This is a genomic window from Mesorhizobium sp. M4B.F.Ca.ET.214.01.1.1 (assembly GCF_004791545.1).
GTDB classification, from domain to species: Bacteria; Pseudomonadota; Alphaproteobacteria; order Rhizobiales; family Rhizobiaceae; genus Mesorhizobium; species Mesorhizobium abyssinicae.
Map to the genome: position 1 here is coordinate 52,730 of NZ_SRUX01000006.1, position 14,827 is coordinate 67,556.

Sequence of the window (14,827 nt, forward strand, 5' to 3'; positions counted from 1 at the left end):
CCTTCGGCGCGCCGCGGCGGGCGGTCCATCGCACCACGGCCCTGGCGCCGACGATCAGCAGTCTGCGGATGTCGCGCTGACCCATTTCGAGGTCTTGCCAAGGATCTGCTTGCCGCCGGTTGACTTCTGCAGAGGCACAAGCCCGAGCCAGGCGGAGAAGTCGCGACTGCGTCGAAAGCTTTCCATCGGCGGGCAAACGCTTCGACGGCCAAGGCCGTGACCGGCCCGATCCCCGGCATAGTCTGCAGCCGCTTCGTCACCTCACCCCCTGCCGCTTCCGCACGGAGTTTCTTCTCAAGATCGGCGATCTCTTCAGTGTAGACGGCAATTTGATCGAGATAGGTCCGCCCGATCCGCGGACCATCGGCGGCAGTCCCGTCTCCAACTCATCGATCGCATCATTCAACTTCTCGAGATGGACGGGACCCTTCGCCACCACGATGCCGAATTCGGCCAGATGACGCGTAGCGCATTGATCAACTGCGTGCGTTGGCGCACCAGCAGGTCGCGTGCGCGGAAGATCATCGCCCGGGCCTGCTGCTCCTCGCTCTTCACGGCAACAAAGCGCATGGTCGGGCGCGATGCAGCTTCCGCAATGGCTTCGGCATCCGCCGCGTCATTCTTGTGCCGCTTCACGAAGGCTTCACGTAAATTGGCGGGATCAGCCGGACGGTGTGCCCCAGCTTCATGGTCTCGCGTCCCCAGTAATGCGACGTCACGCAAGTCGTGGTTGTCCATCGCTACGTGCTCCAGAAGCCAGAAGTGGCTGAAGCTGTCGAAACAGACTTTGATGTCACCTTCCAGAATCCACTCTGGCGAAGCTCGCTTCGCCAGAGTGATGAAGCACTGCTCGATGGGCATCGGCAGTCGAGCGTTCGGGCCGGAACCCATATGAATTCGGGTCCGCCAGTGTCTCTGCCACTGGGTCCAGAGCGAGCTTCCACAACGCCTGCATCGCCCGGCACCGCATACAGGGAATTCCCAGCGGACGCTTCTTGCCGTTACTCTTGTGAATGTAAACACGTCGCAGGGGCATCGCGCGAAAGCTGCGATGTCGAAGTGACATCATCCCGTTCCATCTGGCCGCAGGGGATGACCAAATCTTACCGTCCACCCCGGCGTTCTTTTACCGCGATTCTCCGTCACCCGTTTCACGGCCAACATCTTGCCGCTATGCGAGCGGGTCAACAGACGTTGCAATGCTTCACCTTCCTTCGGCCTTCCGGGGTGCCTTGGCGATGCGCACCTGAAGTCGTTTCACCTCTGCCTGAATGTGCACCAGTTCGCCTGGCCCACATATGCGCAGTGCCTCGCCATGAATGACCGCGCAGAAGTCTGCCCGCCTTCGCATTGGGCGATGTTTCAGCCCGTATCCCGTCCATCACAGTCGGGCGTTCGCTTTTCCGCAGTCCTTTACCCACACCGCCAACAGCGTTCCTTATGGTCCGCCTGCCGTTGCCGGCAGCATTACCCTGTTCCGCATAAGTCTCCGAGCGGGGCGGACCCTTCCTCTTCGCCGGCGGCTGGTCGTCCATGGTGTCCAAGTTTTCAAAGACCACTCCACACCGCGTACCGTTTTGGTTCAAGCCTGTCAGCACGTTTGGCTTGTCAAAGATCACGACGTTTATCGGAAGTTCACATACGTTGGTCGTATCCGCCCATCTCTTGCTCCTCTCCGCCTTCCTGCTGGCAGATTCCGCCTTGCCTCGCCGACCGAATATCCGGCCGCTACGTTGTCCCCAGAGGTTCACACACCGAGCTGTTACCCGCTCGGCATGTCCGGGTAGGGTACGGCTGATGGAACAGCCGGTTTCCTCAGGCAATATTTCCTCCTGAAAACAGAAACTCACGCGACTTGCAGGTCGCAACGTTCTCCGCCCGGTCCACACCGATCATTGTATCTTCCATTTGCCGTCCTCTCCTTTTCGTGGCGTTGAACACCACGACCTTGGCACATTGCGATGCCGTCTGGGGAGGGCGGCAACCATCCCATTTTCTGCCGTCTTACGTAGGGTTTCACATAGGCCGGCGGCATCAGCCGCACATCATGCCCAAAGGCCGACAGCTCGCGCGCCCAAAAGTGGGCAGTGCCGCCGCTTCCATTCCGACGAGGCAGGGTGGTAGCTGCTCGAAAAACTTCAACATCTGCTGGCGGCGCAGCTGGAGCCGGACGACGACTTTGCGGGGGCTATCAATCGCATGAATCTGAAACCCCGAGTTCGCGAAGTCGATGCCAACGGTAGAAATCTCTTCCACTCGTATGCTCCCGTTTATCCATCCTAACCGATGCCAACCTAGCACCGGCGGAGCGGGAGCCTTCCATCCCATCGATTTCGCACTACTCTTGTTCCGACCCCTTTCGGAACAGGGATACCGTGCATATGTCGGCCTCATCGGTCTGGAAAGACGTTTTGGCGCCGATCGCCTTGACGCAACTGCGCAGCGCGCATCGGATGCCATCCGATCCCTGCTTTAGAACTTCAGTCAATGAAAGTATCAGGAAAGGCGGAGATGTCCGTATACCGGTGTGTTATTTCCTCGCCGACTTTTATGTCTCTTATTGCCACAACGCTGACCCATGCGCCGGTTTCTTCGTCGTCCCAAACTATTTTGGCATTGGGATTCCAAGAGTGGTTTACTATCGAGGCAAATCCGAAAACAACATATCCAGCCAAGGATTCAGATGCAAGAGGCATGTCATGCCGTCCAAAGTAGTATGCTAAAAGAGCAGTGCTATCTAATATCTTTGCTGTCGCTCTATCAAGTCCAAATGTGGGCGCTCGCTCAAGTAAATCTCCACGTTTGAATGGAATATTCGCAAATACACCACGGCCTTTTTGCGGTATGTTCATGATGTAAATAGAGTTAGTGCGGTCAAATAACTTTTCTGTCATCGTGTGCGACTCCTTTGGTGCAGAGCATGGACTATAGGGCCGTACTTGCCCCTTCGGCCCGTTCGTAAGCGAACGCGTACTTCGCCGGTAACATGGACATCAAATAAGCTGAAGGTAAGAACTCTTCCCGAATCCCCTATTACGCCCGCCGGCTTCGTCGCAAACCTCCTTGTCGCAGCTATCACCGAGGCTCTCCAAATTCCAGATAACCATCTCCACCCTCGCCTCCCATACCGCGCCAGCCAAACCGGGATACTTCTCCGCGCTCAGGTCGACGGATCACTGGATGGGCGGGGCACCTGTTCTGCGCGAAATTTACCTTGTCCCCAAGCTAGTTGAACCTACCAATATGGGTGGCTGAGTTCAGTTGAATAAGCGGAAGAAGTCAGCGAGCCCTCGATGGTGTCCCCCCGCCGTTATCAGGCGATGCGGAAGACAGGGCCATGTGAGCCTCCCCCGTCTTTGGCGCGTTCAACGCGCCCGCAGCGGAGATACACGAGCCCACCGCGTCTGATCGCTTCTTACCTCCCATTGCCATTTTGGCGATTGGAGGCGTTACCGGTTGAATCCGAGGCTTCCGGCGCTCACTTCGTTGTCTCGCCATATACACTGTCGTAGCCCGGCCTGCGGTGGATGGTTCGCACCCGGTACAGTTCCGCCCGATCTGCAAATTCACCCAACCGGCGACGCCCGGTCGAGCTTCTCGGCCCCCTTCGGCCCGCCGCTCCTGCAGGCGGGGCGGCATTGCAGCCGCCGGTCGAAAATCAGCAAGCTTGAGAGGTGGCTATTCCATGTTCACCTCCCGCGCCGCCACGGCGCACCGTCCATTCCGGCAAAGTACTTCATGGCTGCTCCTTCCTATGTTTGTGGCCACTCACATCGACCACGTTTTCACATTTCCACAGGAGCAGCCGCCATCATCTGGCTCGGTCGAGACCCAATCACCCCATCTGTTTTGAAAATCAGGGATGAGCGTTCCTGCGGATGATATTGCCCATAGCGACAAGATCATGGCATGAGAGACGTCGATGCGCTTCTCGTAGTCGCGCACGAGCCTCCGCCACCGCGTCGTCCAGCCGAAGGTGCGCTCGACAACCCAGCGGCGGGCAAGACTTCGGAGCCCTTCTGGTCGTCGGATCGGCGGAGATCTTGACCACGAAATCGAGATAGGTGGCTTTCTCCATGAGCTTCAGCCGGTCATAGGAGCCGTCGGCGAACAGATGCTTCACCGAGAGCCTGCGCTTGCGGATGCCATCCAGGATCGCCTGAGCCTCGGCACTGTCGGAGATGTCGGCGGGGGTGAGGTTGACCATCAACAGCCGGCCGCGACGCCCAGGCTTGGGGATCAGCGGAGCGATCTGTTCCCACTCCTCGTCCGTCACATCGGACGGGTAGCGCTTGGTCTTCTTGGCGGCACGTCCACAGCTTGATGTGTTGTCTAGATGCTGCGACAAATTCGCTCAACGAAAGGTTTTCGCGGAGGCTGGCGTTCCAGTTCCTGCTTATCGCGTGGCATCGAACGCGACGGAGGTGGAAAGCTTTGCCGCCGCATCGGCCTGCCGGTGGTTCTTAAGCCGGCCCTGGGCAGCGGCAGCATCGGTGTCCGATTGTGCCGCGCGTCGATGAGTTGGCCGAGCGTACGACCTATTTGCTAGGCGGGAACCACATATGGCGTTCTTCGCCAAGGATACTGGTGGAAGAATTCGCACAAGGCCCCTTCTATTGCACAGACATAATAGGAAATGAGGTCATTGGGATTTACGCCGGAGAGTTCGGCCCCCACCGCATTTCGTCTTTCGTGAATTAACTCTACCGGCCCCGCTGACGGATGATGAGCGTGACCACATCGTAGATGTTTCGCAAAACTGTTTGCGAGCTCTCGGCCTTGGCTGGGGGCCGACGAACATTGAATTCCGGTGGACGAAGCGTGGGCCTGTCGTCATTGAAGTCAGTCCGCGCATGCCGTGTTCGCCCAATCAGGGCGATACTTCAGCATGCTGCCGATCTAATCGGTTGGTCGATCACACCGTTTGCGAACTTTGGCGCATAGGCAACCTGTGGCGCTTGCCGGTTTTGCATCGCAAGATGGTTCGTGCACGGCGGATCAGCCCAAGGCACGGAGCCGTCTCGACTGGGCAGGGTTCGGTCGAGCAGGCGGTGATATGCTCCCGTCTCCTCAAATACGATGCGTTGTGGGACGGCTGGAGCCAGCGCATGAGCTCACACAATCCGCTGGCGTACATCGGTGAAAGACCGTTGGTCCGGTTCAGCGGCTGCTTGCGGGATTGAAGTCCTCACCAAAACCTTCGCCAACGAGACGACGGCGCCGGTTCTTGATACGGGCCGCGGCAGACGAAGACAGGCCAACTCTGCGCCTACGCCCGCGATGACCGGCCATGGCAGGGAAGCGACCCGCCGGGCGTCGTTTATGTCTATGCGCCCGACAGCAAGGCCAAACGCCCAATCGCTCACCCCGACGGCTTCACCGGGATATGCCTACCTCGCCATGTGCCGGCTAATCGCGAGGTGGAGGTAATGTAAAGGAACGTCGGCCCGGCGCGTAAATATCGAGAAATTCTGCGGATTCGGCATTGGCTTTGCTCCGCATTATTTTCCGGCGAACCTCTGCAGTCATATTTGACGAGCAGAGGAGTCGATAATGCGGAAATCCAATGAAGAACTGATCGCCGAGCTCAAGGCCGTACTGGCTGGCCAGCGCTATCACTTGAGGGCGATCAGTAACCACTGCAGGTGCGCGCGCAGATTCCTCGATTATCTCGAGCAGCGGGAATGCAGGCTGTGGGAAAGGAAAGGATCCTTTCGTGATACCTGGCGACTGTTCCTGCGGTTCGTCGCAACAGGCGCGGAAAAGAAGGTGGCGATGATCACGCTGGCCGATCCGACCGCCGGCGAGGTGGCTGCCTTCCTCGCTCACACCGAGCACGATCGTGGCGGCACCATCGGCACGCGCAACTGCAGGCTTGCCGCGATCCGCAGCTTCTTCACTTCGTCGCGACCAAGGATCCCGCACCGATCGCTCAGCTGCTCTCGTTCCTCTACAACAGCAGGGCACGGATACAGGAGGCTCTCGAGCTGTGCCCCATGGCCTGCTGCCGGTTTTTCGGACACGAAGTTAAGCTAATATAGCTCGTGCCTCGAACTCCACCGGGCTCAGATAGCCCAGTGTCGAGTGCGCCGCCGAGGATTGTAGAAGCGCTCGATGTAGTCGAACACATCCGGTCTGGCGGCATCTCTGGTCCTGTAAACTTTGCGTACCGTGCGCTCTGTCTTGAGCGACGAGAAGAAGCTCTCCATGGCCGCATTGTCCCAGACGTTGCCGGACCGGCTCATCGAACAGGTGATGCCGTGATCTGCCATCAGCCGCTGAAACTGCTCGCTCGTATATTGGCTGCCCTGGTCCGAATGATGCAGCAGGCCGTCGGGTTTGCCTCTCCTTCAGATCGCCATGATGAGGGCGTCGGTGACCAGTTGTGCCGTCATCTCCGCCCGCATCGCCCAGCCGACTACCCGGCGCGAGAACAGGTCGACGGCGGCAACGTAGAGCCAACCTTCCGCGGTCCAGATATAGGTGAAGTCGCCGACCCATTTCTAGTTCGGAGCCGATGCCTCGAAGGCGCGGTCGAGGAGGTTGTCCGACACAGCCGCCCGCTCGCCCGGTATCCTTCGGCAGCCCGCGTCGGCGTGGACATGCCCGCAGGCCGTTCTCCCGCATCAGCCGTTCGATGCGACGCAGGCCGCAAGAGAACCCATCGGCCAGAACATCGTGCCACACACGACGCGCGCCGTAGGTACGGTCGCTGCTCTTAAAGCTTCGGTCGATCCTGGCAACGAGAATCTTGTCATGTCGGGAGCGAGCGCTGGGGCGGCGATTGAGCCAGGCATGGAAGCCAGAGCGGGACACATCCAGCGCACTGCATAGCCATGCCACCGGCCAGATGCCCGGATGCCTAGCGATGAAAGCGAACCTCATGTCACTTCCCTCGCGAAGTGGGCTGCGGTCTTTTTTAGGATGTCGCGCTCCGCCTTTAGCTTCGCGACTTCCTTGCGCAACCGATCAATCTCCAGCTGTTCGGGCTTCATTTGGCCGTGGCCGGGAAACGCATGCTGAGATCGCCCGATAGATCGCGCACCCATTTGCGTAGCACATTCTCATGGACATCCAGATCACGGGCAGCCTGGGCAACCGCAACACCCCGATCCTTCACCAATCTCACCGCCTCAAGCTTGAACTCGCGGCTGAACTTTCGTCTTCGCATTCCCACTCTCCAGTTCCGTCAAACACCTTATCTCAGTGTCCGCGAAACCGGCAGCAGCCACCAAGGCGATCCGGTTCGATGGCCCACGTTGCGTTCGCCTTACTGGCAAGGGCCGCAAGGAACGCATCTGCCCACTCTGGCCGGAAACCGTGCTGTGCGGAATTTAAGGTGGGCAGTGATGACGACCAAAACTCACAAAGCGCTAGATGTATGGTGGTGCGGACTCGATCTGCCAATAGCCTCATAAGCAACGCAGGATTTGCAAACGACAATACGTCAGAGCGCAAAAAAGCTCAATATTTGCGCAAAAAAACCACTTCGCACGAAATTGCGCGGCTGAGCTGCACGCTTGCCTGCTACCATGGGTGAGAACAAAATTTAAAAACGTAGGGAACGAATGAGTGACGTTAATCTCGCAGCGGTTCTTGGCATAGCATTTCGATAGCTTGGCTCGTGGGAATTTCGTCGTGCGCATATAACTCGGATCTGGCCGATGCTCTGAATCGTGCGTTCATGCCTAAGGCAGAGCCGACGCAGCCAATAAGCGTGCGGGACCAAGCCTATCGCTGCGTAAAAGAGGCAGGTCATCGGAGCTTAAAAAAAGGGAGTGGGAAATGGCAATTTCAAGACGGGAGCTTATCAAGGCGGGCTTGGCTGCTGGGGCAGCCGCATCGGTCCCCGTTCTATCTAGAGCGCAAGCGGCGCCCGCTGCAGCGGGAACAGTCCGCATGGTCAAGGATACAGACCTTCAAACGTTCGATCCTTTTCTTAATTGGGACTACGTTACACAAGACCACGGTTTAGCGATCTATGACACGCTGTTTGCGCCCGACTCCAAAATGCTACCGCGGCCGCAAATGGTAGGTAAATGGGGCGTTTCCCAAGACAAGAAGATTTATACATTTGAGCTTCGCGACGGCTTGGGGTGGCATGACGGCACGCTCGTAACCGCGGCGGATTGTGTAGCGTCAATACGCCGCTGGAGCCAAAAGTCGGTTGGCGGACAGCTTATGATGCAGCACGTTAAAAACATCTATAAAAAAGACGAGAAAACATTCGTCATCGAGCTCCATGAGTCGCTGGGCATTCTGATCGATATTTTGGCGTCGCCCACCTATTTGTACGTTATGCGCGAGCGGGATGCTGAAATACCAGCAACCGAACAAGTTACCGCGAACATAGGTTCAGGCCCTTTTAAATTCAACCATTCCCTTGCAAAACCGGGTGCGAGCTTCACTTATGATCGGAACGAGAGATACGTCCCGCGCAAGGAGCCGTCGGACGGACTGTCCGGTGGAAAGATAGTCAGAGTCGATCAGGTAATCTGGGAGAATATTCGTGATCCCCAAACTGCTGCTGCGGCCCTACAAGCCGGCGAGATCGATTTTATGCAATTGCCGCCAGTTGAACTTCTGTCTGTAATTGAAAGTGATCCAGACCTTGCGCTGGATGTTCTCGATCCATCCGGGCAACTTATGTACCTGCGCATGAATTGCCTGCAGAAGCCTTTCAATAATGTAAAAGCCCGCCAGGCATTGCTTCACTTGGTTGATCAAGAAGCGTTTTTACAGGTGGCAATTGGAGACCAGAAGTATTACAGGACGGTTACGTCGTTCTTCGGTAACGGCACATTATACACCAATGATGAGAATACAGGATGGTTTAAGAAAGGCGGGGACCCGGAAAAGGCAAAACGGCTGTTCGAGGAATCTGGCTACTCGGGCGAGCCGGTAGTTATCCTTCAGCCTACCGATTGGGCCCAAGGAAGCAACGTTTCAGAACTTCTCGCAGCCACCCTGCGTAACATCGGCGTCAACGCCGAGCTAGCCGCAAGTGACTGGGCCGGAGTTGCTGCACGGCGAGAAAAGAAGGACTCAGTTGAAAACGGGGGGTGGAGCATATTTTGTACGACCGAGTCCAATTCAACACGCGCAAATCCGCATGTTAACGTCACTATGGCGGCCAATGGCGATAAGGCTTGGTACGGTTGGCCAAAATTTGAGGAATATGAGGCTCTTCGAGCCAAATGGCCGAACCTTGAAACTCTCGAAGAGCGCCAAGCGCTAGCCCGAAGCATGCAAAAAACATACTGGGACAATGTCGGCACGGTGCTGCTAGGCCAATTTTTTCAGCCAATCGCGCGCCGAAAGTCGCTAACCGGGTTGATTGGGATGCCCGAAGTCATCCCGATGTGGAACATGAAAAGAGCCTGAGCGATGGCTGTTTACATTCTGCGCCGACTGGTTTCGACCATCGCCGTCATGGCGATGGTTGGGATTTTCGTCTTCATGCTTCTCAGGCTGGCACCGGGCGATCCGGCGGCGATGATTGCCGGCAAGGCGGCCACTGCAGAGATGATTGTTAGCATCCGCGAACGGCTGGGCCTAAACGATCCTATGCCAATTCAGTTCTTGCGCTGGGTCCGCGACATGGCCCGCGGCGATTTCGGCACTTCGATCTTCGCGGGACGGCCTGTCCTCGAACTCATTTCACAGCGGCTTGAGCCGACTCTCTCTCTCTCCATCCTGACGATGATCCTTTCGGTATCGCTCGGAGTCACATTTGGTATGCTTGCCGCGTGGAGAACTGGCGGACTGCTCGATCGCCTCCTCGCGGCGTTTTCGGCAGTCGGCTATTGCGTCCCGGTTTTTGTCATCGGCTACTTCTTCATATACTTCTTCGCCATCAGGGCACACTGGCTACCGGTCCAGGGATATTTCCCGATCGTTGAGGGTCTGGGGCCTTGGTTTGTGCACCTGATCCTTCCCACCGTGGCCTTAGGTGTTGGCTTCGTTGCTTTCATCGCCCGGGTCACGCGGGCAAGCATGCTGGAGGTCCTGTCGGAAGACTATATGCGAACGGCCGCCGCCAAGGGCGCCTCGTCCTATTCTATGCTTTTCCACCACGCTCTGAAGAATGCGGGCGTCCCGATTTTGACGGTCATCGGCATAAGCTTTGCCTATCTGATTGGCGGAGTCGTCCTCACGGAAACGGTGTTCAACATACCCGGTGTAGGTCGGCTGGTCGTGGATGCGATCAGCAATCGCGACTATCCCATCATTCAGAGTGTCCTCATCCTGACTTCGGGTCTGTACGTCGTTATCAATCTCATGGTCGATCTTACCTATACGCTGATCGATCCCCGCATCCGGTACTAATATGACCCTCCTCTCCGCACCAGTTGAAGCCGTGCCGATGGGTCGGCTGCACTTATCCGACGTTCCCCGTCTGGCAAGGCGGCACCCGCTTGTCCTGATCGGCGGCGGTCTCCTGATGCTCCTGATCGTCCTGGCGCTCGCTGCCCCGCTTTACGCCGGCGACCCAGTGAATATGGATCCGTTCAAGCGCCTCCAGCCGAGTTCCGCCAAAATGTGGTTTGGCAGCGATAATTTGGGAAGAGACGTATTTGCTCGAACGGTATTCGGTGCCCGCATCTCCCTGCTTGTAGGGCTGCTGTCAGCGGCGAGCGCGGCCGTAGTCGGGCTTCTGATCGGAGTTGTCGCCGGCTACAGCCGCAACTTCGACAACGTCGCCATGCGGGTCATGGATGGCCTGATGTCGATACCGACGATTCTGCTGGCGATTGCGCTCATTTCTCTGACAGGGCCTGGCATCGGCATCCTCGTCGTTGCCATCGCGATCCCCGAGACGCCAGCCGTCGCCCGGCTCGTTCGTTCAGTGGTTCTGAGTGTCCGCGAGCGTCCCTATGTGGAGGCCGCTCTCTGTGGTGGTGCGCGCCTGCCCAAGGTGCTGTGGCGGCATATCCTGCCGAGCACTATTCCGGGGCTCATGGTCCAGAGCGCAACTGTCTGCGCCAGCGCAATCCTGACGGAGGCGGGGCTGAGTTTCCTTGGCGTGGGCGTGCCGCCAGAGATACCGAGCTGGGGCAATATGATCGCCAGTTCGCGCCTGTATCTGGCCATCGCGCCGATGACGATCTTTGCGCCGGGTATCTGTCTTGCGGTCACGGTCCTTGCCGTCAACCTGCTCGGGGACGGTTTGCGCGACTTATTCGATCCCCGCGCGAAGCGGAGGCGCTGACATGCAGATGCATCAAATGGCAGAAAATGACGTGCTTCTTGATGTACAAGATCTTGAGACGCACTTTTACGGCGAAGAGAGCGTCACCCGCGCGCTGGGTGGCATCAGCTTCCAGGTGAAGAAAGGCGAGACCCTCGGCATTGTTGGCGAATCGGGATGCGGCAAGAGCGTCACCGCTCTCTCCATCCTTCGACTGCTTCCGAAGCTGACCGCCAGGATCGTCGGCGGCAAGATCAGTTTTCGCGGACGCGACGTCCTTGGACTGTCTGATCGGGAGATGCGACAGATACGCGGCGACCAGATCGCCATGATCTTTCAGGAGCCGATGACGAGCCTGAACCCGGTCTATACGGTCGGCCGCCAGATCGCCGAGGCGGTGCAGATCCACACCAAGGCTTCCCGATCGGTGGCCATGAAAAAGGCCGAAGAGATGCTGCGGTTCGTCTGCATCGCGGACCCGGAACGGCGCGTCAGCAACTATCCTCACGAAATGTCGGGCGGCATGCGCCAGCGCGCCATGATTGCCATGGCTCTGGCCTGCTCGCCGGAACTGTTGATTGCCGACGAGCCGACGACGGCGCTCGACGTCACCATCCAGGCGCAGATCCTGCGGCTTATCGTCGATCTAAAGGAGCGCACGGGAACGGCCGTCATGTTCATCACGCATGATCTGGGCGTTGTAGCCGAGACATGCCAACGCGTGATTGTCATGTACGCTGGCCGGATCGTCGAGCAGGCGACCGTAATCGATCTGTTCGCGCGTCCGGCGCATCCCTACACCCAGGGCCTGATGCGATCGATGCCTGATCCGCGGCGTGGCAGACAGCGCCGCCTTCCAGAAATTCCCGGCATCGTGCCAAGCCTGCGCGAGCCCATCGTCGGCTGCAGCTTTGCGCCTCGCTGCCCGTTCGCGATCGACATTTGCCGCGAGAAGACGCCCCCCCTGCGTGATGTCGGGTCGAGCCACGCCGCAGCTTGCTGGCGCGCCGAAGAGGTGATGGGTGCATGAACGGTCCTCTACTGAAAGTCGAGAATCTGACCAAGCACTATCCCCTTGGTTCGGGTATCCTCAAGAAGACAGTCCCAGTGATCCGGGCGGTGGAGGATGTAACCTTTAGCGTTGAGGCCGGCGAGACGCTCTGCATCGTCGGCGAATCCGGCTGCGGCAAGTCCACCATCGCGCGGCTCTTGATGCGGCTCGTGGAGCCGACGGGCGGGCGCGTGCTGATCGACGGAACCGACGTTGCAGGTCTCAAGAAGCATGCTCTTCATGCTTGGCGCCGTCGGATGCAGATGGTCTTTCAGGACCCTTACTCGTCGCTGAACCCGCGTCTCACCGCCGGACAGATCATTACTGAGCCTGTCGAGAACTTTGAGCGCCTCGGCCGACGGCAGCGCCAGGCGCTTGCCGCGGACCTCCTGCGAAAGGTCGGAATGTCGCCCGAGATGATGCACAGGCTGCCCTCCGAGCTGTCGGGCGGACAGCGCCAGCGGCTCGGCATCGCGCGCGCCCTGGCGCTCAACCCCTCGCTCATCATCGCCGACGAGGCCGTGTCAGCGCTCGACGTCTCCGTGCAGGCCCAGATCCTGAACCTACTCCTGGATCTGCAGCAGCAGATGGGCATCGCCTTCGTCTTCATCTCGCATGACCTCGGCGTCGTGGAGCATATCGGCCACCGCGTCGCCGTCATGTACCTCGGGCGGATCGTGGAACTGGCCACATGCGAAGCTCTCTTTGCCAAGCCAGTTCATCCATACACGGAAGCCCTGATCGCCGCTGCACCTGTGCCGGATCCCACACGTGTTCGGCTGGAGGCGCCTGTCGAAGGTGAGGTGCCGAGCCCGATTAATCCGCCAAGTGGCTGCGCGTTCCACCCGCGTTGTCCGCTCGCGGTCGAGCGTTGCCGGATCGACGTACCAGCCCTGGTGCCGATGGCAGACGGCCGCGTCGTCGCATGTCATGTGCGCGCTCCGGCAAGCGAGATTCCGGGGAAGCCGGTTTGGCAGCGATTTTTCAGTCCGGCAACCCACTTATCAGAGATCCCTTAACTCAGACGGAAATCTCGAACGTTACCCCAAAATGAAACAACCTTGAAAATTACCGCAAGAAAGAGAGCAATGGAAAAGCCCATGGAGCAACACTCAAAGGAAATTGGTTTTCGCCTGGATCGGCAAGGTGAAGACTTTGACACGGTCGGGTCAGTTGCAACCAATGTTGCCGATGGCTTCACGATGATAGCAGTTGGTGACCTCATGCTTTCCCGACCGCTTACGAAATTTCAACATCCCGGTTTTGATGACATCGTGAAGATCCTGCGCAATGCGGATGTAACTTTCGGCAATATGGAAAGCCTCATTTTCGATATCAGGTCGTTTAAAGGTAGCCCGCAGGTTGAGCACGGAGGCTGCTATTTTGTAAGCCAGCCAGAACTCGGCCCTGATTTAAAAGCTATGGGGTTCAACTTAGTGAGTCGTGCAACTAATCATACGTTGGATTGGGGCCTTGAAGGGATGCGCGAAACGAGTCGGATTCTCGATGAGAGCGGAATCATTCATGCAGGTGTGGGCGAAAATTTGGCGCAAGCCGGTGCAGCTCGATTCCTAGAAACACGGCGTGGTCGCGTAGGGTTGGTGTCGTTGGCTACTAGTTTTGCACCTATGTCTCGTGCCTGCGACCCGGCTGGCGAGGCGCCCGGAAGGCCAGGGCTCAACCCTCTTCGTTTGACAGAAAATATACTGGTTCCGCCCATGATGCTTGAAGCATTAAGGCAGGTGCGTGACGCACTACCCGGCGGTCCGCCCGGCAATGGTGACCCAAATCGAGTAGTGCTGGCCGGAACGACATATAAAGCGGCTGAAAAAGCTGGATATAGCTATGAACCCTATCCAGGCGATGTCGCTAATATCCTGCGGAATGTTCGTCGCGGCAAGCAGTTTTCCGATTTTTGTATTGTAACCAATCACGGCCACGAGCCTAATTGGCCCGACAAGGTCAGCGACGAACCGGCGGACTATGAGCAATCTTTTGCGCGGAAAATGATCGATGCCGGAGCCGACGCATATATTGGTCATGGGCCGCATCTATTGCGAGGTATTGAAATTTATAAAGGGCGGCCGATCTTTTATAGCCTGGCGAATTTCTTCCAAGACGCCCTTCGTACGCCTGCGGGCGCTGACATGTTCGAAGCGTACGGCAAAGATCCGAGCGTGGACACGGATGCTGAGGTGACTGCGGACGAAGAATCACAAGGCTACCCCGTGGGAGGTGAGTACATATGCGTGGTTACTGGCCCGATATTTTACGAAAGTGTCATCGCCGTCAGCCGATTTGAGCACAATCAACTTGTTGAATTGCGGCTTTATCCCATCGAGTTAGGTCGCTCGGAAAGATTAGCCAACCGGGGTATCCCGCGTTTGGCCCATGCTTCCCAAGCGACGGCCATTCTGCATCGTCTACAGGAACTCTCGAAGCCGTTTGGCACCGAAATCGTCATCGAGAACGGTGTTGGAGTCATAACGCTGAGGCCTGGCTCGTCACAATGACGTGGAGGGGTGCGTAAGCTTAGATCGGCGGCTAGGTCATAGGTTACTTTGAGTTCGTCCTAAGAGAGGATC

The 14,827-nt window shown here is 57.8% G+C and carries 12 protein-coding genes and 5 pseudogenes; 9 read left to right on the forward strand and 8 right to left on the reverse strand.

Going from position 1 to position 14,827, the window contains the following annotated elements; genetic code table 11:
- Window positions 1-54: 54 nt before the first annotated feature.
- The 7 genes and pseudogenes from EN857_RS36305 to EN857_RS36160 form a co-directional block, all read right to left on the reverse strand.
- Entirely contained in the window at window positions 55-186 is a 132-nt protein-coding gene (locus tag EN857_RS36305; RefSeq protein ID WP_210235138.1) for a transposase, read from the reverse strand.
- Between the two features lie 216 nt (window positions 187-402).
- Window positions 403-861, reverse strand: coding sequence for a transposase (locus EN857_RS35215; RefSeq protein WP_245511300.1), 459 nt, complete (start codon window positions 859-861; stop codon window positions 403-405).
- Complete coding sequence (locus tag EN857_RS36310; RefSeq protein ID WP_348630787.1) at window positions 794-1,069, reverse strand: reverse transcriptase domain-containing protein; 276 nt, start codon at window positions 1,067-1,069, stop codon at window positions 794-796. Before EN857_RS36310 ends, EN857_RS35215 begins: the two co-directional genes overlap by 68 nt.
- Window positions 1,066-1,200: a reverse transcriptase N-terminal domain-containing protein gene (locus EN857_RS35570; RefSeq protein WP_348630788.1), complete on the reverse strand. Its 135-nt coding sequence runs from the start codon at window positions 1,198-1,200 to the stop codon at window positions 1,066-1,068. Before EN857_RS35570 ends, EN857_RS36310 begins: the two co-directional genes overlap by 4 nt.
- Window positions 1,201-1,993: 793 nt before the next feature.
- Window positions 1,994-2,256 (reverse strand): annotated as a pseudogene (locus tag EN857_RS13755) (IS110 family transposase); the annotation flags it as partial.
- A gap of 224 nt (window positions 2,257-2,480) precedes the next feature.
- Entirely contained in the window at window positions 2,481-2,894 is a 414-nt protein-coding gene (locus EN857_RS13760) for an SET domain-containing protein-lysine N-methyltransferase (protein WP_135858756.1), read from the reverse strand.
- Between the two features lie 962 nt (window positions 2,895-3,856).
- Window positions 3,857-4,348 (reverse strand): annotated as a pseudogene (locus EN857_RS36160) (transposase).
- Here EN857_RS36160 and EN857_RS35590 point away from each other — a divergent pair.
- From EN857_RS35590 to EN857_RS13780, 3 genes and pseudogenes are all read left to right on the forward strand, one after another.
- Window positions 4,329-4,868 (forward strand): annotated as a pseudogene (locus EN857_RS35590) (ATP-grasp domain-containing protein); the annotation flags it as partial. The pseudogenes EN857_RS36160 and EN857_RS35590 overlap by 20 nt on opposite strands.
- A gap of 325 nt (window positions 4,869-5,193) precedes the next feature.
- A pseudogene (locus EN857_RS13775) lies at window positions 5,194-5,387 on the forward strand (transposase); the annotation flags it as partial.
- A 166-nt stretch (window positions 5,388-5,553) separates the two neighbouring features.
- Window positions 5,554-6,036 carry a hypothetical protein gene (locus EN857_RS13780; RefSeq protein WP_210235139.1) on the forward strand — a complete coding sequence of 161 codons (483 nt, stop codon included), beginning with the start codon at window positions 5,554-5,556 and terminating at the stop codon, window positions 6,034-6,036.
- On the opposite strand, the pseudogene EN857_RS13785 reads toward EN857_RS13780, so the two are convergent.
- Window positions 6,028-7,171 (reverse strand): annotated as a pseudogene (locus EN857_RS13785) (IS3 family transposase). The gene EN857_RS13780 and the pseudogene EN857_RS13785 sit on opposite strands and share 9 nt — an antisense overlap.
- Before the next feature lie 614 nt (window positions 7,172-7,785).
- Between EN857_RS13785 and EN857_RS13790 the strand changes: the two are divergent.
- The 6 genes from EN857_RS13790 to EN857_RS13815 all read left to right on the forward strand — a co-directional run bounded on the left by EN857_RS13790 (window position 7,786) and on the right by EN857_RS13815 (window position 14,755).
- Window positions 7,786-9,384, forward strand: a complete 1,599-nt coding sequence (locus EN857_RS13790; RefSeq protein WP_128187396.1) for an ABC transporter substrate-binding protein — start codon at window positions 7,786-7,788, stop codon at window positions 9,382-9,384.
- A 3-nt stretch (window positions 9,385-9,387) separates the two neighbouring features.
- Entirely contained in the window at window positions 9,388-10,329 is a 942-nt protein-coding gene (locus EN857_RS13795) for an ABC transporter permease (RefSeq protein ID WP_128187394.1), read from the forward strand.
- Between the two features lies 1 nt (window position 10,330).
- A complete protein-coding gene (locus EN857_RS13800) occupies window positions 10,331-11,212 on the forward strand; it encodes an ABC transporter permease (protein WP_128187392.1) in 882 nt (293 codons plus the stop codon).
- A gap of 1 nt (window position 11,213) precedes the next feature.
- A complete protein-coding gene (locus EN857_RS13805; RefSeq protein ID WP_128187390.1) occupies window positions 11,214-12,221 on the forward strand; it encodes an ABC transporter ATP-binding protein in 1,008 nt (335 codons plus the stop codon).
- Window positions 12,218-13,261, forward strand: coding sequence for an oligopeptide/dipeptide ABC transporter ATP-binding protein (locus tag EN857_RS13810; protein WP_128187388.1), 1,044 nt, complete (start codon window positions 12,218-12,220; stop codon window positions 13,259-13,261). Before EN857_RS13805 ends, EN857_RS13810 begins: the two co-directional genes overlap by 4 nt.
- Before the next feature lie 81 nt (window positions 13,262-13,342).
- Entirely contained in the window at window positions 13,343-14,755 is a 1,413-nt protein-coding gene (locus tag EN857_RS13815; RefSeq protein ID WP_128187398.1) for a CapA family protein, read from the forward strand.
- Window positions 14,756-14,827 lie beyond the last annotated feature (72 nt).

Excerpts from the sequence above, each read along its gene's own strand:
- EN857_RS36305 (WP_210235138.1), bottom strand. The coding sequence starts at position 186 with ATGGAAAGCTTTCGACGCAGTCGCGACTTCTCCGCCTGGCTCGGGCTT.
- EN857_RS35215 (WP_245511300.1), bottom strand. The coding sequence starts at position 861 with ATGCCCATCGAGCAGTGCTTCATCACTCTGGCGAAGCGAGCTTCGCCA.
- EN857_RS36310 (WP_348630787.1), bottom strand. The coding sequence starts at position 1,069 with ATGATGTCACTTCGACATCGCAGCTTTCGCGCGATGCCCCTGCGACGT.
- EN857_RS13760 (WP_135858756.1), bottom strand. The coding sequence starts at position 2,894 with ATGACAGAAAAGTTATTTGACCGCACTAACTCTATTTACATCATGAAC.
- EN857_RS13780 (WP_210235139.1), top strand. The coding sequence starts at position 5,554 with ATGCGGAAATCCAATGAAGAACTGATCGCCGAGCTCAAGGCCGTACTG.
- EN857_RS13790 (WP_128187396.1), top strand. The coding sequence starts at position 7,786 with ATGGCAATTTCAAGACGGGAGCTTATCAAGGCGGGCTTGGCTGCTGGG.
- EN857_RS13795 (WP_128187394.1), top strand. The coding sequence starts at position 9,388 with ATGGCTGTTTACATTCTGCGCCGACTGGTTTCGACCATCGCCGTCATG.
- EN857_RS13800 (WP_128187392.1), top strand. The coding sequence starts at position 10,331 with ATGACCCTCCTCTCCGCACCAGTTGAAGCCGTGCCGATGGGTCGGCTG.
- EN857_RS13805 (WP_128187390.1), top strand. The coding sequence starts at position 11,214 with ATGCAGATGCATCAAATGGCAGAAAATGACGTGCTTCTTGATGTACAA.
- EN857_RS13810 (WP_128187388.1), top strand. The coding sequence starts at position 12,218 with ATGAACGGTCCTCTACTGAAAGTCGAGAATCTGACCAAGCACTATCCC.
- EN857_RS13815 (WP_128187398.1), top strand. The coding sequence starts at position 13,343 with ATGGAGCAACACTCAAAGGAAATTGGTTTTCGCCTGGATCGGCAAGGT.